The following is a 22738-nucleotide window of genomic DNA, read 5'->3' as shown; positions in this document are numbered from 1 at the left end:
ATGACGCATGAGCCTTGACGCCGCCTTCCTTGACGAACTCCGCGCGAGAACCCCGCTCGCGCCGCTGATCGGTCGCCGCGTCAAGCTCGCGCGCTCAGGACGCAACTGGAAGGGGTGCTGCCCCTTCCACGGCGAGAAAACCCCGTCCTTCTACGTCTATGACGACCATTTCCACTGTTTCGGATGCGGCGCGCACGGCGACGCCATCTCCTTCGTCATGCAGATCGAAGGCAAAGCCTTCCCCGAAGCCGTCGAAACCCTCGCCGCCGAAGCCGGACTCGTCGTTCCCAAACCCAGCCCGAAAGCCCGCGAGGAAGCCGCCCGCCAGAAAACCCTCGGCGACGTGCTCGAAGCCGCCCAGCGCATCTACACCCACGACCTGCGCCAGCCCGCCGGACGCGCCGGACTGGATTACCTCCGCCGACGCGGCCTCACCGACGACACCATCACAGCCTTCGGACTCGGCTGGGCCAGCGACCGCCGCAACGCCCTCGTCGATGCCCTCAAGCCACAGGGCATCCCCCCCGAGGCCATGGCCGAAGCCGGACTCATGCGCCTCGACGAGGACGGCCGCCCCAAAGGCGAACTGTTCTGGAACCGCGTGACCTTCCCCATCCGCGACCGCCGGGGCGACCTCGTCTCCTTCGGCGGCCGTATCCTCGGCGACGGCCAGCCCAAATACCTCAACGGCCCCGAAACCGCGCTCTACTCCAAGCGCCGCCTCCTGTTCGGCTTCGACCGCGCCCGACCCGCCCTCCGCGCTGCACGCCCGAAAGATGCGCCCCCCGTGGATGCCCTGGTCGTCGAAGGCTACATGGACGTCATCGCCCTCCATCAGGCAGGCTTCCCCGGCGCCGTCGCCCCCCTCGGCACGGCCATGACCCCCGAGCAGCTCGAAATCCTCTGGCAGGCTACCCCGTCGCCCATCCTCTGCTTCGACGGTGACCCCGCCGGCCGCCGCGCCGCCATCCGCGCCGCCGAAACCGCACTGCCCCTCATCTCCGCCGACCGCGGCCTCCGCATCTGCCTCCTCCCCGAAGGCGAGGACCCCGACAGCCTCCTCCAGCATCGCGGACGAGAGGCCGTCGCCACCCTCTTCGCTCAGGCCCGCCCGCTGGCCGAGATGCTCTTCGACCTCCTCGCCGAAGGCACACCCCCACAACCTACGCCGGAACAGCGTGCAGCCCTGCGCAGCCGCCTCACACAGGCCGCCACGAAGATCGAGGACAAAACCCTCGCCTCGGAATACCGCTCAACTCTCCTCGACCAGTTCTTCCGAACCTATAGAGGCAACCGCACACCCTTCTCCGGCGGCAAAGGCAAGGGCAGGGGGCCAGCACCTCCCACAACCAACGTCAGCCTCGGCGGACGCGACACCACCCCCTTCAATGGCGACCGCGCCAGCCTCGAAAAACTCACCGACCTCGTCCTCCGCTTCCCCTGGCTGGCCGAGCGCATCGGCGACGCATGGTGCCGCCTCCAGCTCCCCGAAGACCTCGCCGCCCTCCGCGCCGCCATCATCGACTTCACCAGCGAGGACCTCGACCGCGAAGGCCGCTTCAACTCCGAGGACATGCACATCCGCCTCATGCAGGTCCTCGCCACCCAAAGCATCAGCGGCCAACCTATCCCCAACCAGAACGTCCCCACCCAAGCGATCACCGGCCAGAGCGTCCCCGCCCAAGGCATCACCAGCCAGCATCCCCCCATCCACCAAGGCGTCGCCGCCCAGAGTGTCCCGGGTCAAGGCGCCTCCAGCCAGCATCCCCCCATCCAAGGCGTTGCTGCCCAGAGTGTCCCGGGTCAAGGCACCCCCAACCAGAGTCACCCCGGCCACCGCATCACCGGCCAGAGTGTCCCGAGCCAAAGCACCCCCAGCCAGAGTCACCCCGCCCACCACATCACCGACCAAAGTGTCCCGGGCCAAAGCAGCACCAGCGCCCGCCACAACATCACCGGCCAAAGCATCTCGGCCCACAGTGACCCCGGTCAGAGCGATACAGGTCAGAACCCGGCCAGCCAGAACACCACCGGCGGCCCTAGCGCCCGCGGTCAGAGCTTCAATGGTCAAACTTTCAGCGGACAGAGCCTCGCCGCACACGCAGCCCTCATCATCCGCACGGCCTGCGCCCCGGCTGCCAACCGCCCCATCGACCCCGCCGCCCCGGATGAACCGCCGGAGATGCAATGGTGGCATTTTTATGCAAAACTCAACCGAGCCGAATTCGAGGCCGACGTCGCCCGCGACAGCGACCTCTGGATACGCAACGGGATGGACCCGAACGAATGGGACAGGCTTAAGTCCCGAATCGACGCACTGACCGCGCTGCGGCGAATGGAAGACGGGACTGTGTAATTTTGCCTCCAGAATGTGACAAAGTCGCAACTTTTTTCTAGACAACTCCGGCGCACCTCTTGACTTCCGGGGTATGATCGACCACCTCCACGCTGCCTTATTCTTTATCCATGCATTGAACTGTTCCGCATTCCGGGCCTTAGGAAGCGGACAGGGGGAGACTATCCAGGTATGGCGACCAAGACTGCAGCCGGGACGACCACCACTTCTGGTGAACAGGACGGGGACAACTCGATCCTCGATACCCGCTCCGGCGCCGTCAAACGACTGATCGCCAAGGGGCGCGAGCGCGGCTACATCACGTTCGATGAGCTGAATACCGTCCTGCCCCAGGACCAGATGTCGTCCGAACAGATCGAAGACGTGATGGCCATCCTCTCCGAGATGGGCATCCAGGTCGTCGAGAACGAAGATAACGACGAAGCCGAGACGACCGAAGAAAAGCCCGCCAAGAGCGAGGACGAAGAGGAAGAAGAGGAAGCCGAAGCGGGAGCCGAAAGCCCGACCGGCAACGTCAGCGAAAACCTCGGTCGTACCGATGATCCGGTCCGCATGTATCTGCGTGAGATGGGGTCGGTCGAACTCCTCTCCCGCGAAGGCGAAATCGCCATCGCCAAACGCATCGAGGCCGGCCGCGACGAGATGATCGGCGGCCTCTGCGAAAGCCCGCTGACCTTCCGCGCCATCATCTCCTGGCATGAGCGACTCAAGGTCGGCGACATGCTCCTGCGCGACATCGTCGATCTCGAGGCCATGCAGGCCGACCAGAACGGTCCCGAAGGCGTTCCCGCAGAAGGTGTCACCGCAGAAGGCGAGGAAGGCGAAGAGGAAACCGACGAGGCGGAAGACGTCGAAGACACGGACAACGCCGAAGGGGAGGGAAGCGGCCTGTCCCTTTCCGCCCTCGAAGAGAAGCTGAAGCCCGATATCCTCATCCAGTTCGACGAGATCGAACCGCTCTACGAGAAGCTTCAGAAGATGCAGGACAAGCGTCTCGAAGCGCTTGTCACGGGTGGCGAAACCTCCGACAAATCCGAGGATTCCTACCAGCAGCTTCGCTCGGAACTGGTCGCCAAGGTCGAGCAGGTTCACCTGCACAATAACCGCATCGAGGAGCTGGTCATGCAGCTCAAGGAGCTGTTCCAGAACCTCAACATGCTCGAAGGCCGCATGCTGCGTCTGGCCGAGAGTTGCAAGGTTTCCCGTGACGACTTCCTGCTGAAATATCGCGGCAATGAAATCGATCCCGGCTGGATGGATATGGTCAGCGCCCTGCCCGGGAAAAGCTGGAAAAATCTCGTCGCCAAACATACCGAGATGATGGTCGATCTGCGGTCGCAGGTGGCAGAACTGGCGCAGGACACCGGCCTTTCCGTCGGCGAGTTCCGTCGCGTCTATGCTACCGTCGCTCGTGGCGAGCGTGATTCCGCCCGTGCCAAAAAGGAAATGATCGAGGCCAACCTGCGCCTCGTGATTTCCATAGCCAAGAAATACACCAATCGCGGCTTGCAGTTCCTTGACCTGATTCAGGAAGGAAATATCGGCCTGATGAAGGCCGTGGACAAGTTCGAATACCGCCGCGGTTACAAGTTCTCGACATACGCCACTTGGTGGATTCGACAGGCCATCACGCGTTCCATCGCGGATCAGGCCCGCACGATCCGTATCCCGGTCCATATGATCGAGACGATCAACAAACTGGTCCGCACTTCACGCCAAATGCTGCACGAGATCGGCCGTGAACCCGCTCCAGAGGAACTTGCCGAGAAGCTCGGCATGCCGCTTGAGAAGGTCCGCAAGGTTCTCAAGATCGCCAAAGAGCCGATTTCTCTCGAAACCCCGATTGGTGACGAGGAAGACAGCCATCTCGGCGACTTCATTGAAGACAAGACGGCTGTTATTCCGCTTGATGCTGCCATCCAGACCAATCTGCGAGAGGCAACCACGCGTGTTCTCGCATCCCTCACCCCACGTGAAGAGCGGGTCCTCCGTATGCGTTTCGGTATCGGTATGAATACCGATCATACGCTGGAAGAAGTTGGACAGCAGTTCAATGTCACACGTGAACGCATCCGGCAGATCGAGGCTAAGGCGCTTCGTAAATTGAAGCACCCCAGCCGCAGCCGGAAGCTTCGCTCCTTCCTTGACGACAATTGAGGCAATGGAGCCGGTCAGTCGGGTCGTGGTGGACGTCACATTTCTTGAGATGCTCCACCCCCCGAAATTGCAGGCTCCCGATTTTCTACCCGGCTGGCATATTGAACTATTGAAGACACCTTCAGTCGCTCTGTATCGCAAGCTGCACGAATGGGTAGGACGTAATCATTGTTGGTGGATGCGTCAGGTAAAATCCGATCTCGAATTGGAACGGATCCTTCGCGAGCCCCGGCGTTCAGTCTTTCTCCTTAAAGATAAAGATGAAATACGGGGTTTTTTTGAATTTGAACTTCAACCTCATAAAACAGTCAATCTGGCTTATTTCGGCCTTGTCCCGGAAGCTATCGGTCGAGGGATAGGGAAAATATTTCTCGCTCAGGTGGTTAAGTTGGCATGGTCCGGTAATCCGCGGCGGGTAACCGTCAATACATGCACGGCCGATCATGCGCGTGCACTGACAAGTTATCTGAGTATTGGGTTTCGGATTGTCGGCGTCATTCGGGAAGATTGGGATATTCCTCTTCGTTTGAATATCCCAATTCCGCAGCATTTAGTCTAAATTGGATTGAATGCTGCGGAATTAATTTTTGTCGTGGTATTATATTTACGCGTGAGTAGAGACACTATTGGGAGTTTAGTTACGGCTTTTTAGTGCATTGTGATAACGCACCATAGCCTCAAGCTTCCACTCATAAGCGCCGACCCCGCCAGCAAAATGCAGGATAGGGAATGCAGCAATGCTGATAGCGTATTCCACCAAATCATTGTCACTGACATGGCGCTGCTTCATGTCGAAATTACACACGTTCAGAGTCAAAATTTCAGGATCTGGTTGCTCAAGTTTATGTAAAACGTAATTCGCAGCGGGTTGATCAAAGCAACGCATATGATGACTTCTTGCGCCAAATGTTTCACCTTGAAGAATAATAACATCTCTTATCTGCTTGAGCGCTGGTTCGGCTGATTTTTTATCTCGAAACATGAGGATGCCCGTTGTAAACCCGAAAGATGGAAAGGTTTTGACGGTTTCATCTTCCTGGAAAAGTTCCCTTCCATAATAGGGCGCTTCCATCGGTTCTGAAGATTCTTTTGTAACATGAAAAATTTTCTGCTTTTCACGGATGGCATCAATAAGGATGGAGTTAATATTGTTTTGTATAATTACATCTGTATCAAGGTATAGTATAGGCTGAAAATTATCAAAATAATTAAATGAAGATATATCGAAGCGAGCTGACATGTAGTCGATAGAATCAAGTGGAAGGTATGGAATTAGTGTCGATTCTTCTGTGATGTTACGATATTCTTCAGCTATTTGCGGTGATGATCGCTCGGTTAAGACTGCGATATCTCCATCATATTTTCCATAGTGTCGTAGAGATTCGATGGAGATTGCCAAACACTTGAAGCCGTCTTCCTTTCCAAAGGAGCAGTAGTAAATAAGCGGTCTATATAGTATAATACAATCCTGCTGCCACTGATCATGGGAAAATCTTATCTCTTTTGATGAAGTGTTGTTTCCTAAAAATTCAAGTATTTCGGGTATTTTGGTGTTTATTTTTCCTAATTTAATAGACATGTCTTTTTCAAGCACGATTTCTTTCGATGAAATGAGACGGTCTTGCCCGGGAGAATACCAATGGCTTCCAAGTATGAAACAAAGCTGTGCGAAACGTATTTCATTAAGCAGAAAATAGCTTTCCCACGTAATGCCTCTGGTTTCGCGGAATTGCGTTTCACCTTCCTCATTGGTGGTTAGATACAAACCATTAACTCGAAAAAAGGATATTTCAGGATGGCGATGGTCCGGAATGCTTTGAATAGTGTTGGGGAACCGTTTGTGGGAAGAAGTATGTATTTTTCCATCTGGAAAAGGTTCGGCCGCAAGCCAGGTGTCATTGTCATTTTGCGAACGGACCTCGAAGCACGCCTTTCCTGTCGGAGATATCGTGACGCGGGCATGGGGCGGGGTGCCGTCAAAGGGGCGTGATCTAATTTCTTCCTTGTCCCAGTCATAATCCAAGATCTCCCCCCAATACGTTAGGAGGTAAGAGGGAGTGCTGGGAGGGGCTGTCTGCGGCATCAAAAATATTCCGAACGATAACAAGTTGCCTACTGTAAGAGGCCAGCAGCGCAATGCAATTTTTATTGGTCCTAATTGCTAATGCTTATACGTCAAAGCGGATAATCATCGGTTGAGTGCTTTTTTGGTGAGTATCAGAGTGAAGCTCTGTCTCAAGTTATTCTGGACCGAAAAACTTGCTTTTGGCTATCAGTTGTGGTTGATCACCCTCTTCCCTGCTGGGCACGTGGCATCGTGTCCGGCTATACCTGACGCGTTTTAGGCTCAACAGGCCGCGCAGCATTGCCGGAAGGGTCCGCAATGTTCGGGTTGAAACAATCCGGAGGGATTGCATGCCTTTGTACGAAACCGTGCTTATCGCACGTAATGATATCAACCAGCAGCAGGTTGAAGCTGTTGCCGAAGTGATCAAGGGTCTCCTTGAGGCTGATGGCGGCTCCATCAAGAAGCAGGAATACTGGGGTCTGCGTTCACTCGCTTACCGCATCAAGAAGAACCGTAAGGGCCACTACATGCTCCTCGGCCTTGAAGCGAAGCCGGAGACGCTGCGTGAAGTTGAGCGTCAGCTCAGCCTGAACGAAGACATCCTGCGTGTTCTCACGTTGCGCGTTGAGGAAATCGACGAGAATCCGTCTCCGGTTCTGTCCCGCAAGGGCGATGACCGTGGAGAGCGCGGCTTCCGTGGTCCGAAGCCGTCTGGTCGCTTCGAAAGCGGTCGTTCCTCACGTCGTTCTTATGACGATCGCGAAGAGTATCGCGCTCGTGACGAGAACCCTGAACCCGCAGCGGAGTAAGGTCGAATGTCCGAGAGCAACGAAATCAATCCGGGTGCCCGTCGCGTTGCCGTTGGTGCGCGCCGCCCGTTCTACCGTCGTCGCAAGGCTTGCCCATTTTCCGGGCCGAACGCGCCGAAGATCGACTACAAGGACGTCCGTCTGCTGAGCCGCTTCCTTTCGGAGCGTGGCAAGATCGTCCCAAGCCGCATCACGGCCGTGTCCGCGAAGAAGCAGCGTGAGTTGGCTCAGGCCATCAAGCGCGCCCGCTTCCTCGCCCTGCTGCCCTATGTTGTGGGCTGAGGGAGGAAATCATGGCTGCAACTGAAGTTATCCTGCTCCAGCGCGTCGAGCATCTCGGCCAGATGGGCGATCTTGTGAAGGTGAAGCCGGGTTATGCCCGTAACTTCCTCCTGCCACAGGGCAAGGCGATCCGTGCCAACGCTGCAAACCGTGACCGCTTCGAGCGTGAACGCGTTCAGCTCGAAGCTCAGAATATCAAGCGTCGCGAAGAGGCTGAGCGTCTTTCTGAGCGTATGGAAGGTCTGTCTGTTGTCCTGATCCGTCAGGCTGGCGATGGAGGCAATCTTTATGGCTCCGTTTCCACGCGTGATATCGCGCAGGCGACGACCGAAGCTGGTCTGAGCATTACGCGAGATCAGGTCAATCTGCCGCATCCCATCAAGACGCTTGGTCTTTACGATGTTCGTGTTGCTTTGCACCCGGAAGTCACAATTCTGGTTCGTGTGAATGTCGCTCGTACGGTCGAGGAAGCCGAACGTCAGGCTCGGGGTGAAGTGATCGGTTCTGAAGAAGACGAGACTCCAGTTCTGGAACTCGCAGAGGAAGAACCAACTGAAGCTTCTGCCGATGAGGAATCTGCTTCCGTCTGAAGTAATTTTCTTTTTGTCAGATTTTTCAGAGAAACCCGTATGGTTCGCCATACGGGTTTCTCATTTTGTGGGTAGAGAGTAAAGTGACCATGCATAGGAAGCGGTCATCGCGAATGTGGGGGCTTGGTTGCAATATCCGTCAAAATAAAAAGTGAGGTATTATTTGATGTTTATTATAGAAAAGAATTATTATACATAGCATTCAATGTTTATAAGAATATTCGTGCGGTTTATGAATTTAATTTGAAAATTTTTTATGTGTTATGACCTGTAGATGAATCTGGATGAGCAGTTTTCACTGTCTGATCTGACCAGAGAGGCTAATTTTAGGCGTAATGATAAAAGGGATATAGGGTAATTTGTCTTTCTATATCAGCGACGATCTTGCTTTGTATTCTGCTGATACTGATGGTTGAGTGTAGTGTTCTCATCGCATTCTGCGCAGATTTGTTAAGGCAGACCTAGACCTCCATAAGATAGACCGTCAAAATCCTATTCACTTTCAATGCGAATCTATCTGGAGACATGCCGAATGAAACTGTTGCTCAATACTATCCTGAGCCGCTTCATCGCTGCAGGTTCTCTGGACGTGACTTTTACCGATGGTTCTACGGCGCATTACCGTGGTCATCGCCCCGGTCCTCACGCCGCTATGCGGTTTCGTTCGACGGATGCAGAACGGCGTCTGCTCCTTAATCCCGGACTTGGGTTCGGGGAGGCGTATATGGATGGAACAGTCCAGCCTCAAGAATGTTCCCTTTATGATTTGCTGCGCCTGCTCATGCTCAATGCCATGGAGCCGGCTGGTCACTTAGGTGAGGCTCTTGCTGCTGCCACGCGACATGTCCGAAGGGGCTGGATTCAGTTCAATCCGGAAGCACGAGCGAGAAAAAATGTCGCGCATCATTATGACTTGGATAGCAGGCTTTATGATCTTTTTCTCGATCGGGATCGTCAGTATTCCTGTGCTTATTTCCCAAAAGGGAATGAAACTCTGGATGAAGCGCAGGAAGCCAAAAAGCATCATATTGCTTCGAAACTCCGGCTTGATCGACCAGGTTTGTCAGTGCTCGATATAGGGTGCGGATGGGGAGGTATGGCTCTTACCCTCGCCAGAGACTATGGGGCGACAGTTACGGGAATTACCCTTTCCGAGGAGCAACTGCGGATCTCGCGCCAAAGGGCAGAAAGCGCAGGTCTATCGGGGCAGGTGCGTTTCGAACTGCTTGATTACCGTAATGTTCTGACCCGTTATGACCGTATCGTATCTGTCGGCATGTTCGAGCACGTTGGTATAGGCCATTATGAAACGTTTTTTGCCAAGCTACGGGACTGCCTCAAAGATGATGGCGTCGCACTGCTGCATTCCATCGGACGTAATGATGCTCCGGGCACAACAAACCCCTGGATCGACAAATACATATTTCCGGGAGGTTATTCTCCTAGCCTGAGCGAGACCTTCGCAGCCATTGAGAAAACGGGCTTATGGGTGACCGACTGCGAAATACTGAGACTGCATTATGCAAAAACTATCGCAATATGGCGCGAACGTTTTGCAGTCCAGCGAGAGAAGGCCAAAGCGCTTTATGACGAGCGTTTCTGTCGGATGTTCGAGTTTTATCTCGCGGGGGCAGAGCTGTCTTTCGAAGTGCAGGGACACATGAATTTTCAGTTGCAACTGACGCGGGATATCAATGCTATTCCCCTTGTTCGGGATTACATGTTCGAGGCGGAACGTAAAATTTCCGCTTCCTGAGAGTAATGGATAATATACCTGAAAAGGAAGCTGGATCATTCTCGGGAGAAAGCGGCAATATAGTTTACTCCCAGATCGCGGCTTTCTTTCCAGCTTTTTCCGAGCAGGGCAGGCGTCATACCTGCTATATCGTCGAGCCGAAGGCCAGCATGACGGCCATAACTTCCAAGTTCAGAGGGAGTGACAAATTTCCGCCATTCATGCGTTCCGATCGGTAAGAGGCGCATGATGTATTCCGCACCGACCTTTGCAAATGCAAAGGCGCGGGGCGTGCGGTTCATGGTGGAAACGAAAATATGCCCACGAGGTTTCACCAATTGGGCGAGCATAATCATAAATGCTGCTGGATCGGTGACGTGTTCGATAATCTCTAATGCTACTACAGCATCGAATGTTACGCCTTCGCTTACCAGAGCTTCGGCGCTCCCCACTCGATAGGCGAGAGAGCCTGAACCGGTTGGCAGAGGATTGTCTTCAATGTGCCGTCTTGCAGCATTAATCCCTTCAGCGGATGCATCCATCCCGAGCACGTCATGACCAGCTTTGGCGAGGGCTTCACTGGCAAGACCGGCGCCACAGCCTAGATCGAGCACAGTCAGAGGGGACTGTTTTTTGCTGCGTAATGGCAAATGTCGGTCGATCCAGCCAATCCTCAGCGGATTCATCGCATGCAGTGGCCGCATCGGTCCGGTGGGATCCCACCATTCCCGCGCGATAGCGCCAAAACGGGCAATTTCGTCTGGGGAAACAGATGCCGCAGCTGCATCACCGGAAGCACAAAAGCCTTCTGGTTCCGTTGTCGGGCCATCACTGTCTGGAGTGAAATGCATGAAACGACACCTTTCAACTGCGTTCGCGGCTGGACGTAAGCCAAGGGCGAGGTTATGTGACGCGCCTTGCATGCCTTGGCAATGGCTCGCCATATCGATGCGTGGTTCCCGGTGACAATCGGTTAGCCTCGTCGTCGGATTACAGAGTCACTCGCCGGGTAACCGCATAACACAGCACATGGAGCGGCAGGAAGGTTCAGGACTTCCCGTAATTCATGCATGCTTAAAGGCAGGCCCTTGTTTTGACGGGGCAGGGAGACAGGTCACATCATGGAGCGCACTCCACCACGGGTCGTAATGAAGTTTGGCGGCACGTCCGTTGCTGACCTCGACCGGATTCGCTCAGTCGCCAAACGAGTTCAGTCACAGGTCAATGCAGGCTTTGAAGTCACCGTAGTTGTGTCTGCCATGTCCGGCGAGACAAACAGGCTTGTCGATTTTTGCGAAAGTCTGTCGCCGCTTTACGATCCCAAAGAATATGATGCCGTGGTTGCCACCGGCGAGGAAGTGACCAGCGGTCTTCTGGCTATTGCTCTTCAGGCACTTGGTGTGAACGCCCGGTCATTTCAGGGCTGGCAAGTGCCAATTCGGACGGATGATGCGCACGGGAAGGCGCGGATCGAGTCCATTGATGGCGATGCATTGATTTCCTGCATGAAAGCCGGTCAGGTGCCGGTCATCGCGGGGTTTCAGGGCGTTTCTGCCGCTGGCCGTGTTACAACACTTGGTCGCGGTGGCTCTGATACCTCCGCTGTGGCCCTCGCGGCTGCCGTGAAAGCAGACCGGTGTGATATCTACACTGACGTCGATGGTATTTACACAACTGATCCGCGAATCGTGCCGAAGGCGCGGAAGCTTAGCAAAATCACCTACGAAGAGATGCTGGAACTGGCATCTGTCGGTGCGAAAGTGCTGCAGACCCGTAGCGTTGAGCTTGCCATGAAAGAGCGTGTGCGTGTGCAGGTGCTGTCGAGCTTCTCCGACGAAGCCCCCGCAGAAAATGGCCACCTGCCTGGTTCGCTTGTAGTTGATGAGGACGAAATCGTGGAACAGGAACTCGTTACCGGTATCGCTTACTCACGGGATGAAGCGAAGATCTCGATGCGCCGCATTCCGGATCGTCCTGGCATCGCCGCAGCTATTTTTGGCCCGTTGTCCGAAAACAACATCAATGTCGACATGATCGTTCAGAGCACGGGCGAGGACGGCATGACCAATATGACGTTCACAACCAGCCGCACGGATCTTGCCCGCGCCATGGCTGTGATTGAGGCGGCGCGTCCTGATATTCAGTATGGCGAAGTCGTGACTGACGACGCGGTCGTTAAAATCAGTGTTGTTGGAGTTGGTATGCGGTCGCATGCCGGTGTGGCCAGTACAATGTTCCGTACACTGTCCGCTCGTGGAATCAATATCGAGGTCATTTCCACCAGTGAGATCAAAGTCTCGGTGCTGATCTCGGCGGAATATGCGGAACTGGCCATCCGCGCTCTTCATTCGGCCTATGGGCTTGACGCGGCGTAATAAGCTGCCCCCTGACGCATTGACTGGGAATCTAGTGTGACAACCGCCACCATCGCCGACACGCAGACCGCCCGGGCGGAACTCGATCATCTCTGGTCCCGGGGAACCGCGTTTCTCGGCACGGAATACGCCATTCTTGGCGGCGCCATGTCGTGGGTAAGTGAACGTAATCTTGTCGCGGCAATTTCGAATGCTGGTGGGTTCGGTGTGATCGCCTGCGGTGCGATGAGCCCTGATCTGCTCGCCAGGGAAATCGAGGCCACACAGGCACTCACGAAAAAACCATTCGGTGTAAACCTCATCACCATGCATCCGGCTCTGGATGAGTTGGTGCAGGTCTGCCTGAGGGCTGGCGTCGGGCATATCGTTCTGGCAGGCGGAATCCCCCCTGGGGCGGCCATCCGGGCAGCGAAGGACGGCGGCGCTAAAGTCGTGGCATTTGCCCCCGCCCTCGTACTGGCAAAACGCCTGATGCGAATGGGTGTGGATGCTCTGGTCATTGAAGGCGCGGAAGCAGGCGGTCATGTGGGACCGGTATCGCTGACCGTTCTGGCGCAGGAAATTCTCCCGCACGTCACTGAAGTGCCGGTGTTCGTTGCAGGTGGTATTGCCCGAGGCGATGCTATCGTGGGGTTTCTTGAGCAGGGAGCTTCCGGTGCCCAGTTGGGGACCCGGTTTGCCGCAGGCGAGGAAAGCATCGCACATGCACGCTTCAAGCAAGCGTTCATTCGAGCTGCAGCCCGCGACGCGACCACATCCGTGCAGCTTGATCCACGCTTTCCCGTCATCCCCGTGCGCGGGCTGGTCAATGAAGGCAGTCGGGATTTTCTCGCCCATCAGGCCGAAACGCTGCGGCGTTTTCAGGCTGGTGAGCTGACGAAAGAAGAAGCGCAACTCGAAATCGAGCATTTCTGGGCAGGGGCGTTGCGCCGTGCAGTGATAGACGGTGATATCGAGACAGGATCTGTCATGGCGGGCCAGTCGGTAGGCATGGTAAAGAGCATCCAGCCCGTGAAAGAGATCATTGACGATCTTGTCTCGCAGGCAGTCAGCGCTCTGGCGCACAGAAGTGGCCGTCGAGGAGAATGAATGAGCGTGGAGACCTCGAATCGACTCGAGGAAGACACAGTGAAGCGGGACGGAGAAGAGGAGACGATTCGGCTCTCTGATCCGGCAAACGAAAGCGTTGACCTGTGGTCAACGCCGCTCCCCGATTTTCATTCACTGGGGGTGGGTCACGCCCTTCGGCTGCGCCGTGAAGCTCTTGGCTGGTCGCTGCCGGATGTTGCTGCGTGGCTGTGCATCAGACAACCTTACCTGGAAGCGCTGGAGCATGACCGTGCAGATACGATTCCAGCCGGTGCCTATGCCCTAGGTTTTTTGCGCACCTATGCCGATGCTCTGGGTTTCCCCGCAGAAAAAGTCGTGGAACGTTTCAAGCGTGAAGTGCGCGGCGTCTCCAAAAAACCAGAGCTGACGTTCCTTACTCCCCAGCCAGAAAAAACCGTTCCTGCTGGCGCTCTCGTGTTCGTGGGGCTGTTGGTTATCGTGGGCGCTTACATCGGGTGGTATCGTACGATCGGCCATGATCCTGTGCAGCTTGAGCAGGTTCCATCCGTTGCGAGTGTCATGCCCGGTATGGGCAACAAAGCCGTGCCATCGCCGCAGATCGCTTCGGTCATGCCTGATGTCGTTCCTTCATCACCTTCCGTTCCGTCTGCCATAGCGCCTCAGGCCTCCAATAAACTGGAACAAACCCTCATTCGCTCAGGCCAGAGCGGGCAAGGGGAGTCTGCATTTGCTGGCAATGATGCACCAGCAGGTGCATTTCCCCAGCAGCTGAACGACACTCAAAGCGGGCAGGGAGCAGGGGAGCTATCCTCGGCTGTTGGCAACGCAACCGTTCAAAATGTGCCGGAACTGTCGTCCAGTCCGAATATCCCGAAGCCCGCTGCCATCAAAGCGACTGCAAAGAGCTGGATTCAGGTGAAAACTTCGGATGGAAAGGTGGTGTATGATCACATCATGGAGCCGGATGAGGCATGGGCTTTCCCGCTGGAGGGCGGACCTTTTACACTGACAGTAGGGAATGCCGGAGGCGTGGCGCTTTCGGTTGACGATGTCATGACGGAGCCGCTGGGAAAGAATGGTGCAGTAAGGCGGAATATCGCCGTCACAGAGGCTGCTATACGTGATGGCAGCATTTCCCCTCTGACTACGCAGATCTCCGGGACAACTGCGCCGGCATCGATATGGGAGCCAAAAGAATCAGTCAGCTCTCCGGATGAAGAGCCACAGATTCCTCTGCCTCCTCCTCCAATGGTCAAACCAAAAGTCAGGCGTGCTGACCCGGTGGCGCCAGAGGGGAAAGAGATTTCAGCCGATGATCTCAACGCACGTCAGCTGAAAAACATCGGAGGCACAGCAGCTAGCCCTCACATGTAGGACTGCGAAAGTGCTGAATGTCAGGGTATGCAGGTCGATATGAGCGTCTCTGCTATGGCATTCAGCCGACAAATTTGGCAGGAAGACCCCATACGCGATGAGGACACCCCCGAGGCACGCTCTTCCCGGCGTCGGCCTTGGTCCCGACAGAAGGATTGAACGATGAGTGGCTACAGGTCCTATCAGTATATCGAGCGCCGCAAGTCGCGCCAGATTCACGTCGGCAAGGTCGCGGTCGGTGGCGATGCGCCGGTCTCGGTCCAGACAATGACCAATACGCTGACCAGCGATGCGCAGGCGACGATCGAGCAGATCCGCCGCGCAGAAATGGCTGGTGTGGATATTGTTCGCGTCTCTTGTCCTGATGAGGAAAGCACGGCCGCCCTCGCCGAGATTGTCCGTGAGGTGAATGTTCCGATCGTTGCGGACATCCACTTTCACTACAAGCGCGCCATCGAAGCCGCCAAGGCAGGTGCCGCATGTCTGCGCATCAATCCGGGTAATATCGGCAGCGCTGAACGTGTTCGTGAGGTCGTGAATGCGGCTAAGGATCACAACTGCTCCATCCGCATCGGCGTGAATGCCGGATCACTCGAAAAGCATCTGCTCGAAAAATATGGCGAGCCGAACCCTGACGCTCTGGTCGAGAGTGCGCTGGAACATGCCAAGATCCTTGAGGATCACGATTTCCACGAGTTCAAGATCAGTGTGAAAGCGTCCGATGTGTTTCTTGCCGTGGCGGCTTACCAGCAGTTGGCGGACGCCTGTGACCATCCGCTCCACATCGGCATCACCGAGGCAGGAAGCCGCCGCGCAGGCACGGTGAAGTCTTCCATAGGTCTTGGAAATCTGCTGTGGGCCGGTGTGGGCGACACCATGCGCGTCTCTCTCTCCGCCGAGCCGGAAGAGGAAGTACTGGTCGGCTGGGATATTCTCAAATCGCTCGGCCTTCGCCATCGCGGCATTAAAATCATTTCCTGCCCATCCTGCGCTCGTCAGGGCTTCAACGTGATCCAGACCGTTCAGACACTGGAAGATCGTCTCGCGTACATCAAAACCCCGCTGACCCTCTCCATCATCGGGTGTGTGGTGAATGGGCCGGGTGAAGCACTGATGACCGATCTCGGCGTGACTGGAGGCGGTTCGGGTCGTCACATGGTCTATTCCGCAGGCAAGCAGGACCATACGATCGAGGCGGCTTCCATGATCGATCATATCGTCGATCTGGTTGAAGAGCGCGTGGCAAAAATCGAGGCCGAAGAAGCCAAAGAAAAGGCTGAAGGCATCGCGCCAGCTCTGCCTGACCTCGCCAGCGCGAAGTAAGAGTATTCAGAGCTTCTCCCGGGGCATGATTGATGAGGGACTGGTAGGCTTCCTCACCAATGGCCCCGTGAGACCGTGCTGATTGAGCAGGCCATTCTCTGCATCGCCTATTAAGCCGCTGACTGGGTTCGCTCCAGACACCGGTGTTGCAACGCATATCTTGTCTCCGGAGTTTCTTTCTTGAGCGCCATCAAGCCCGTCCGCGGTACCCACGATCTCATTGGAGAGGACCAGCGTCGGCATGCCCATGTCGTTGAGACAGCGCGCCAGGTCACGTCGTTATATGGGTTCGAGGAATGGGCGACCCCTATTTTCGAGGAAACAGGAGTGTTCTCTCGCTCTCTGGGTGACACCTCGGATGTCGTTTCCAAGGAAATGTATACGTTTACGGATCGGGGCGGAGACTCTCTGACGCTGCGTCCCGAGGGAACTGCGGCTGTCTGCCGTGCGCTGGTCACCAATGGCCTGACCCAGTCTCTGCCGCAGAAGGTGTTCTATGCCGGGCCGATGTTCCGCTACGAACGCCCGCAAAAGGGACGGTATCGCCAGTTCTATCAGATAGGGGCCGAACTGATCGGTCCGGGTGAACCTTTGGCGGACGCCGAAGCAATCACGATGGGGCGGGATGTGCTTGCCGCCCTTGGGATCATGGATGATGTCGTTCTCGAACTGAACACGTTGGGAGATGTGGAGAGCCGGGCCGCATGGCGTGTCGCTCTCGTGGAGTATTTCTCGGCTTTCCGGGATCGACTTTCCGAAGACAGCCTCAATCGACTTGAGCGTAATCCCCTTCGCATTCTGGACAGCAAAGCGCCGGAAGACCGCGAGTTGGTTGCCGACGCACCAGCCCTTTCGGCCTACCTTAACGATGATTCTCGTCGCTTCTGGGATGAGTTGCGAAACGGACTGACGCTCTTCGGGGTTGCCTATACAGAAAACCCACGCATTGTTCGTGGTCTGGACTATTACAGCCATACAGCCTTCGAATTCGTCACAACCCGTTTAGGCACGCAGGGCACAGTGCTTGCTGGCGGTCGCTATGATGGGCTTGTCGCCGAAATGGGTGGTCCTCAGACCCCGGCAATTGGCTGGGCAGGCGGTATTGAACGTCTTGCGATGCTGCTTGAGGCCGCCCCGGTAGTGGATCGGCCTGTGGTTGTCATTCCAATGGGCGCGGCAGCGGAGAAGGTGGCCATTGGAGTCCTTAATCAGCTACGTGGCGCAGGCATTCGTGCCGAGATGGCGTATCGCGGCAACCTCAAGAAACGGATGGAACGCGCCAATCGCAGCAACGCCTCGCACGTCGTGATTATTGGCGAAGAAGAGGTGGAGAAGGGCACATCTCAACTGCGTGACCTGAGTTCCGGTGGCCAGACCGAGGTGGCTACATCGGCGCTAGTGGCTGCTCTGCAGAGCGGTGGAGCAGGAACGTCAGCGTGAGTCTTGACGACCGTCTCGACCGTATTGTTGCCCGGAGCGAAGAGCTTGAAGCGTTGCTCGCCAGTGGTGTGACAGGTGATGATTTTACCAAAGCATCACGGGAATATGCTGAGTTGGAGGCACTGGTCGTCCGGATAAACGGTTTGCGCGTTGCCCAGACAGAAGAACGGGATGTAGCTCTTCTTTTGGACGATCCTGAAATGAAGGCGCTGGCGGAGGGCGAATTACACGCACTCAAAGAGCGGATTGCAACGCTCAGACAAGATGTGCGTCTCGCCATGCTTCCACGTGATGCGGCAGATGATCGAAGCGCCATTCTGGAAATTCGTCCTGCCGCAGGAGGCGATGAGGCTGCTCTTTTTGCTGCTGAATTGTTCGGCGCCTATCGGCGCTATGCGGACCTTAGGGGCTGGCGCTTCGAACTCATGGAGTATGATGAGAGCGAACTGGGTGGCTTGCGAGAAGGGATCGCGACGGTCACTGGAAAAGGTGTCTTCGCTCGGCTCAAATATGAGTCAGGTGTGCACCGTGTCCAGCGTGTTCCCTCCACAGAAAATCAGGGGCGTATTCATACCTCTACCGTCACGGTCGCAGTATTGCCGGAAGCGGAGGAAGTCGATCTGCAGATCGATGAAAAAGACCTTCGTATTGATGTGTATCGCGCTTCAGGAGCGGGTGGTCAGCACGTCAATAAAACTGAAAGCGCCGTTCGTATCACGCACCTTCCCACTGGTGTGGTCGTGACGATGCAGGAAGAGAAAAGTCAGCACAAAAATCGTGCCAAGGCGATGAAAATCCTGCGTTCTCGCCTGTATGAACGGCAACGCCTGAGTTTGCATGAAAGTCGCGCCGCCGACCGAAAGTCACAGGTAGGGACGGGAGACCGTTCCGAACGAATTCGTACTTACAATTTTCCTCAAGGGCGGGTCACGGATCATCGCATTGGCCTGACACTTCACAAGATTGAGCGTGTTATGCTCGGAGAACTCGACGAGATCGTCGACGCATTGATTCAGGAAGATCAAGCAGCCCAGCTTGCGGCGGAAGGATTGTGATTTCCAGGATTTAAATTAATAAATATTGGATATTTCATTCTTAACATTAAGATAAGGGATTAGTTTTAGGTTGTCGCTACTTCTATGGAAAGCGGTAACTGAACAGTGTTGTATTTTTCATCAAGTCGAAAAATTACATTTCAGAAGAACAATTTTTTGTGCCTCTTGTTGAGGTTGTGGAAGCATGCAATTTCGTTATTTAAGTTAAATTGTGGCGCGTTGTTATTTTTTTCTTCTATTATTGTATGTCTTTCACAAGCAGCTACTGCACAAACACTTCGTTTATTTGATGGTCAGGGAGGTTTGGCCAACCTGGCAGTTAATATATTTGCTCAGGATTCCGATGGGTTCTTATATGTCGGAACAGAAACTGGTCTATTCGTAAGTTCAGGTGGAGATTTTATAAGACAGGACAAGCCGGACGGGACGCCATTTCTAAATATAACAGCTATTGTAGAAAATACAGATGGTGAATTGCTTCTGGCATCGGGCGAAGAATTGTGGCTAAGAAGAGAAAATCAATTTAAAAAAATAGATTTTTTAGGAAAGGGAAAAATATCTCTTGTTTCTTCCGGCTCTGACTTCCTAATTCTTGATGGTAATGGCCCTATAAAAGCCGGTGGTTTATGGCGTATTCACCATCATGCTGCCCGGACCGCATTCGAAGTTACACCTCTTATTGATACTTATCCTGATAATGAAAGCTTGTTGCAAAATCCTCTTTTGAATCGTCGGCTGACTGGCATATTGACAGTCAATCGGGCTATCTGGTTTGCATGCGAAACAGCGCTGTGCCGCTATGATGACGGTCGAGTGGAAGTATTTGATACAAGGAAAGGTGTTCCTGAAGATAGTTGGGTGGCATTTGCCAAGGCAAATGATGGAACCATTTTTGCTCGTAGTTTGAAAAAACTTGTAAGAATATCTGCCAATGGCATCGTATCAGTAGAAAATATTCCATTTTCTACTCCGTCATATTTTCAAAATCATCAGAATAGTTTGTTCCTGATTGTTGCTGTGGATGGGTCCGTCTTAACGCCGGGTAATGAGTCTTTGGTGTCGCGTTCAGCGGCTGGATATTGGGATGAGATGGCCTGGCCATCTGGGTTGGTACCTCAATTAGTGACATCTGGTTTTTATGACAGGGAAAATGGTGTTTGGATGAATAGTCCCGGGCGAGGGATTATTCGTTTGGCTGGCTACCCGTTTTGGCGCACTTTTCGCTCGAATGATGAGATTGTGCCAGAGCGTGTCTCAAGTGTCAGATACGATAATCTTGGTAATCTGTGGGTGGCTGCTTCAAATGGTCTTTTTAAATACGAATGGAATGAAAAAACTCAAAAACAAAAAAAATTACTTTTATATGTCAACATTAATAATCTTTCTTCACTTGTGCGAACTGCAGATGGAGCGATTTGGGCGGTTGAGAAAGGGAAGGGGCTCGTTCGAATTGATCCCTCTACTAGTAAAATAAGAAAAATACCCTCTCCGAATCCTACGACTGGTGCATTGTTATTGGATAGTGCCGGTCGCATGTGGATTGGTACTTTTGATGGAATAATAAGACTAGATGACCCTCTGAAAACTGTTCCTTACCTTCCTCGTATAATGGCCTTATCTGGAAGGCGTATTAATCAATTTTGCTTTGATCAGTTCGGTCGTTTGCTTGTTTTATCGAATGATGTGCTCTTCCAGCAAAAATCTGGCGAAGAAATATTTGAACCCCGGATCGACGTATCAAATTTTGATATTGGAGAAGGGCACTCCATGGCCATTTCTCCATCGAATGATATTTTGCTTCTGGGAAGTAAAGGAACAATCAGGAAAATACTTCTTCCTGATGATGGGGAACCGACCGTTTCAGTATTGGATGGTAGCCCAAAAGATGGGCGGATTACGACCATTTTTCGTGACATGCGTGGTTGGATCTGGTTGGCGGGTTCGCAAGGAATTGATGTTTTAACATTCAAAGGCTGGGCTCATTTTGATTCTGGATCAGGTCTTGCTTCCAGTCGTATTATTACCAATTCTATTAGTGAAGACGAGGATGGATCGGTTTGGATTGGAACCGAGGAGAATCTTGTTCACTTTATTAATCAGGATTTCTTGTCCCCGTTACCTAATCTACATACTAATATAGTTTCTGCACAGCTGGGGAAATCAAATATTCTTGGAAAATCAAGCTTCTGGGAAGTGGGCGAACAAAATCTACACATTCATTTTGTTGCACCTACATTCGTAGATAATGGAAATGTTCGTTATAAGTATAAATTGGTTGGAATTGATAATAATTATAACGAAAGCTCTTATGCTACTGCTAACTATGACGATTTAAATATAAAGAAAATAATATTTCAAGTTCAGGCATTCGATTTATTAAATAACCGTTCATCCAGTAGTGCTGTTATGTCTGCGCATTCTGCTGCTCTGGGGGGCTCTGGTTCTAGGATAATAGGGTGGGCCATTTGTTCAGTGCTAGCATTTATGATTGTATTTGCGTGTATTTATAAAAAAATGGTGGGAATGAGGCAGAAAAAAATTGATATGGCGGTGCGTGGCCGAACGCGAGTGATGGAGGAAATGCAAGCGCAGCTTCTTCATCAATCTCGAATAGATGGTCTTACGGGATTATTGAATCGTAGAACATCCCTGGATGAATTGGATTCTCTTATATCATCTGGCTCGCCTCGTGACCTTATTGCTGTGGCCCTGATTGATATTGATCATTTTAAATCCATCAACGATACATTGGGACATCAAGGAGGCGATTATGTCCTGGAGCAATATGGACATCGGTTAAGGCAGTCTGCCGGTTCCGGGACGTTATGCGGACGTTACGGGGGAGAAGAGCTGATCGTAATTTTTACCTCCTTTATGTCAGTAGAAGATATTCTGTCCCGCATTGTGAAATTGCATGAGCACCTCCGTGAACCAATGAGATGTTTGGAAGTCGATATTACAGTTACATGTAGTATAGGAGTTGCGGTTTTTATGTCTGGTGACACCGCATCGCAGTTGGTAGGAAGAGCGGACAGAGCATTATATAAAGGAAAAAGAAAAGGAAGGAACTGTGTTGTATTTGATCAGTAATTTTTCTCTGTACATTAAATCGATTGCTAAAGTGGTTCGCCTGAATTCTGAATCGTTAGGCTGATACAGAAGGCGACAGGTATTCTACCTTTTTTGTATTCACTCAAAAGGTAGAATGCCTGTTTTTATGGTTAATGGTTGTCTACCCATCTGGGCGGCCATTTGCCTGCCGACTTGTGAGTTATGCGCACAGTATCGTAATCTTTCGTCCAGACGGCCAGAAAACCTAACGTGGCTATTCATCACATTGTTCGTGGCTTACGGGTCCGCCGCAGAAGATAGATATCCATGATCCAGCCGTGACGTGCGCGAGCCACATCACGGGCATCGATGATCTGGGGAGCCATCCGCGTGAGCGGGCCAGAGAGCAGAATCTGCTCAGCCATGCCGACATAGGCGCCCCAGTAAATCGTGACGTCATCCGGGGAGAGATGCTGAAATGAGCATTCTCCATCCAGCATCACGACCAGCGTATCGACGCCCTGCGGCCAGCCATGATCGCGTAACTGACGTCCGGTGGTGACCAGAAATGGCGCACCGATGTCATTGAGCGCGATGGTGTGCGCCGCCGCCAGCATGTTCAGCGACATGATCCCGGGAATACTGCGAACCCTGGGCGAGGGAGAAAGCCGCGCGGCAATCCGCAGGGTGCTATCGTACAGGGCCGGATCGCCCCAGACGAGCAAAGCGACCGTCCCGCCCTGCGGCAGATTCTCGTGGATCGTCGCGTTCCATGCGCCAGCGACAGCCTCGTGCCACTGGTCCACCCCTTTCAGATAGTCGGGATCGTCGGCATTGCGGCGCGGCATGTCGAACTCGGCGATGCGGGTGTCCGGGTTGGTCAACACATGCGCGCAGATGGCTTGACGCAGATCAGCCAGATCGGTTTTCCCCGGGCCCTTGCGCGGAATGAGGATGAGGTCCGCAGCGTTGATTTCACGAATGGCCTGCAAGGTCAGGTGTTCGGGATTTCCGGTGCCGATGCCGACAAGAACAAGGTCTATCATGCGCCA

General features: G+C 53.9%; 16 protein-coding genes and 1 pseudogene. 14 read left to right on the top strand and 3 right to left on the bottom strand.

Annotated elements, in window-relative coordinates; genetic code table 11:
• Nucleotides 1-7: 7 nt before the first annotated feature.
• The 3 genes and pseudogenes from dnaG to GOB81_RS00145 form a co-directional block, all read left to right on the top strand.
• Nucleotides 8-1537, top strand: a pseudogene (gene dnaG / locus GOB81_RS00155) (DNA primase); the annotation flags it as partial.
• 990 nt (nucleotides 1538-2527) lie between these two features.
• A complete protein-coding gene (rpoD, locus tag GOB81_RS00150) occupies nucleotides 2528-4513 on the top strand; it encodes an RNA polymerase sigma factor RpoD (RefSeq protein WP_173568361.1) in 1986 nt (661 codons plus the stop codon).
• Complete coding sequence (locus GOB81_RS00145; protein ID WP_242009944.1) at nucleotides 4500-5072, top strand: GNAT family N-acetyltransferase; 573 nt, start codon at nucleotides 4500-4502, stop codon at nucleotides 5070-5072. The genes rpoD and GOB81_RS00145 overlap by 14 nt, the downstream gene beginning before the upstream one ends.
• A 75-nt stretch (nucleotides 5073-5147) precedes the next feature.
• On the opposite strand, the gene GOB81_RS00140 is transcribed toward GOB81_RS00145, so the two are convergent.
• Nucleotides 5148-6596, bottom strand: a complete 1449-nt coding sequence (locus GOB81_RS00140) for a hypothetical protein (RefSeq protein WP_173568360.1) — start codon at nucleotides 6594-6596, stop codon at nucleotides 5148-5150.
• Nucleotides 6597-6928: 332 nt separating this feature from the next.
• On the opposite strand from GOB81_RS00140, the gene rpsF reads away from it, so the two are divergent.
• The 4 genes from rpsF (at nucleotide 6929) to GOB81_RS00120 (ending at nucleotide 10018) form a co-directional block, all read left to right on the top strand.
• Nucleotides 6929-7390 (top strand): 30S ribosomal protein S6, encoded by a 462-nt coding sequence (gene rpsF, locus GOB81_RS00135; RefSeq protein ID WP_173568359.1) that lies wholly within the window; start codon nucleotides 6929-6931, stop codon nucleotides 7388-7390.
• 6 nt (nucleotides 7391-7396) lie between these two features.
• Nucleotides 7397-7672, top strand: a complete 276-nt coding sequence (gene rpsR, locus GOB81_RS00130) for a 30S ribosomal protein S18 (protein WP_010668229.1) — start codon at nucleotides 7397-7399, stop codon at nucleotides 7670-7672.
• A gap of 11 nt (nucleotides 7673-7683) precedes the next feature.
• Nucleotides 7684-8262, top strand: coding sequence for a 50S ribosomal protein L9 (gene rplI, locus GOB81_RS00125; RefSeq protein ID WP_173568358.1), 579 nt, complete (start codon nucleotides 7684-7686; stop codon nucleotides 8260-8262).
• Nucleotides 8263-8794: 532 nt separating this feature from the next.
• Nucleotides 8795-10018 (top strand): SAM-dependent methyltransferase, encoded by a 1224-nt coding sequence (locus GOB81_RS00120; RefSeq protein WP_173568357.1) that lies wholly within the window; start codon nucleotides 8795-8797, stop codon nucleotides 10016-10018.
• A 35-nt stretch (nucleotides 10019-10053) separates the two neighbouring features.
• On the opposite strand, the gene ubiG is transcribed toward GOB81_RS00120, so the two are convergent.
• On the bottom strand, nucleotides 10054-10848 hold the full coding sequence (gene ubiG, locus GOB81_RS00115; protein ID WP_173568356.1) for a bifunctional 2-polyprenyl-6-hydroxyphenol methylase/3-demethylubiquinol 3-O-methyltransferase UbiG: 795 nt from the start codon (nucleotides 10846-10848) through the stop codon (nucleotides 10054-10056).
• 270 nt (nucleotides 10849-11118) lie between these two features.
• Between ubiG and GOB81_RS00110 the strand changes: the two genes are divergently transcribed.
• The 7 genes from GOB81_RS00110 to GOB81_RS00080 all read left to right on the top strand — a co-directional run bounded on the left by GOB81_RS00110 (nucleotide 11119) and on the right by GOB81_RS00080 (nucleotide 21725).
• The gene (locus tag GOB81_RS00110) at nucleotides 11119-12372 is read left to right on the top strand and encodes an aspartate kinase (RefSeq protein ID WP_173568355.1); all 1254 of its coding nucleotides are present in this window, start codon (nucleotides 11119-11121) and stop codon (nucleotides 12370-12372) included.
• Nucleotides 12373-12408: 36 nt separating this feature from the next.
• On the top strand, nucleotides 12409-13461 hold the full coding sequence (locus tag GOB81_RS00105; RefSeq protein WP_338421278.1) for an NAD(P)H-dependent flavin oxidoreductase: 1053 nt from the start codon (nucleotides 12409-12411) through the stop codon (nucleotides 13459-13461).
• Nucleotides 13462-14817: a helix-turn-helix domain-containing protein gene (locus GOB81_RS00100; protein ID WP_173568354.1), complete on the top strand. Its 1356-nt coding sequence runs from the start codon at nucleotides 13462-13464 to the stop codon at nucleotides 14815-14817. It begins immediately after the preceding gene.
• A gap of 162 nt (nucleotides 14818-14979) precedes the next feature.
• Nucleotides 14980-16140, top strand: coding sequence for a flavodoxin-dependent (E)-4-hydroxy-3-methylbut-2-enyl-diphosphate synthase (ispG, locus tag GOB81_RS00095; protein WP_173568353.1), 1161 nt, complete (start codon nucleotides 14980-14982; stop codon nucleotides 16138-16140).
• Nucleotides 16141-16320: 180 nt separating this feature from the next.
• Entirely contained in the window at nucleotides 16321-17580 is a 1260-nt protein-coding gene (gene hisS / locus GOB81_RS00090) for a histidine--tRNA ligase (RefSeq protein ID WP_173568352.1), read from the top strand.
• Complete coding sequence (gene prfA, locus GOB81_RS00085) at nucleotides 17577-18635, top strand: peptide chain release factor 1 (RefSeq protein ID WP_173568351.1); 1059 nt, start codon at nucleotides 17577-17579, stop codon at nucleotides 18633-18635. The genes hisS and prfA overlap by 4 nt, the downstream gene beginning before the upstream one ends.
• A gap of 105 nt (nucleotides 18636-18740) precedes the next feature.
• On the top strand, nucleotides 18741-21725 hold the full coding sequence (locus GOB81_RS00080) for a diguanylate cyclase domain-containing protein (RefSeq protein WP_173568350.1): 2985 nt from the start codon (nucleotides 18741-18743) through the stop codon (nucleotides 21723-21725).
• 242 nt (nucleotides 21726-21967) lie between these two features.
• Here the strand turns inward: GOB81_RS00080 and cobF are convergent, their stop codons facing one another.
• The gene (gene cobF / locus GOB81_RS00075) at nucleotides 21968-22732 is read right to left on the bottom strand and encodes a precorrin-6A synthase (deacetylating) (RefSeq protein ID WP_173568349.1); all 765 of its coding nucleotides are present in this window, start codon (nucleotides 22730-22732) and stop codon (nucleotides 21968-21970) included.
• Nucleotides 22733-22738 lie beyond the last annotated feature (6 nt).

The sequence above is a fragment of the Acetobacter conturbans genome, assembly GCF_011516755.1.
GTDB lineage: Bacteria > Pseudomonadota > Alphaproteobacteria > Acetobacterales > Acetobacteraceae > Acetobacter > Acetobacter conturbans.
Note: the sequence above shows the minus strand (reverse complement) of the source record. Positions and strands in the feature narration are given on the sequence as shown.

Coding starts and splice junctions, on each gene's coding strand:
- GOB81_RS00120 (WP_173568357.1), top strand. CDS start 8,795: ATGAAACTGTTGCTCAATACTATCCTGAGCCGCTTCATCGCTGCAGGT.
- GOB81_RS00140 (WP_173568360.1), bottom strand. CDS start 6,596: ATGCCGCAGACAGCCCCTCCCAGCACTCCCTCTTACCTCCTAACGTAT.
- cobF (WP_173568349.1), bottom strand. CDS start 22,732: ATGATAGACCTTGTTCTTGTCGGCATCGGCACCGGAAATCCCGAACAC.
- GOB81_RS00110 (WP_173568355.1), top strand. CDS start 11,119: ATGGAGCGCACTCCACCACGGGTCGTAATGAAGTTTGGCGGCACGTCC.
- ubiG (WP_173568356.1), bottom strand. CDS start 10,848: ATGCATTTCACTCCAGACAGTGATGGCCCGACAACGGAACCAGAAGGC.
- rpsR (WP_010668229.1), top strand. CDS start 7,397: ATGTCCGAGAGCAACGAAATCAATCCGGGTGCCCGTCGCGTTGCCGTT.
- GOB81_RS00100 (WP_173568354.1), top strand. CDS start 13,462: ATGAGCGTGGAGACCTCGAATCGACTCGAGGAAGACACAGTGAAGCGG.
- ispG (WP_173568353.1), top strand. CDS start 14,980: ATGAGTGGCTACAGGTCCTATCAGTATATCGAGCGCCGCAAGTCGCGC.
- rpoD (WP_173568361.1), top strand. CDS start 2,528: ATGGCGACCAAGACTGCAGCCGGGACGACCACCACTTCTGGTGAACAG.
- rpsF (WP_173568359.1), top strand. CDS start 6,929: ATGCCTTTGTACGAAACCGTGCTTATCGCACGTAATGATATCAACCAG.
- rplI (WP_173568358.1), top strand. CDS start 7,684: ATGGCTGCAACTGAAGTTATCCTGCTCCAGCGCGTCGAGCATCTCGGC.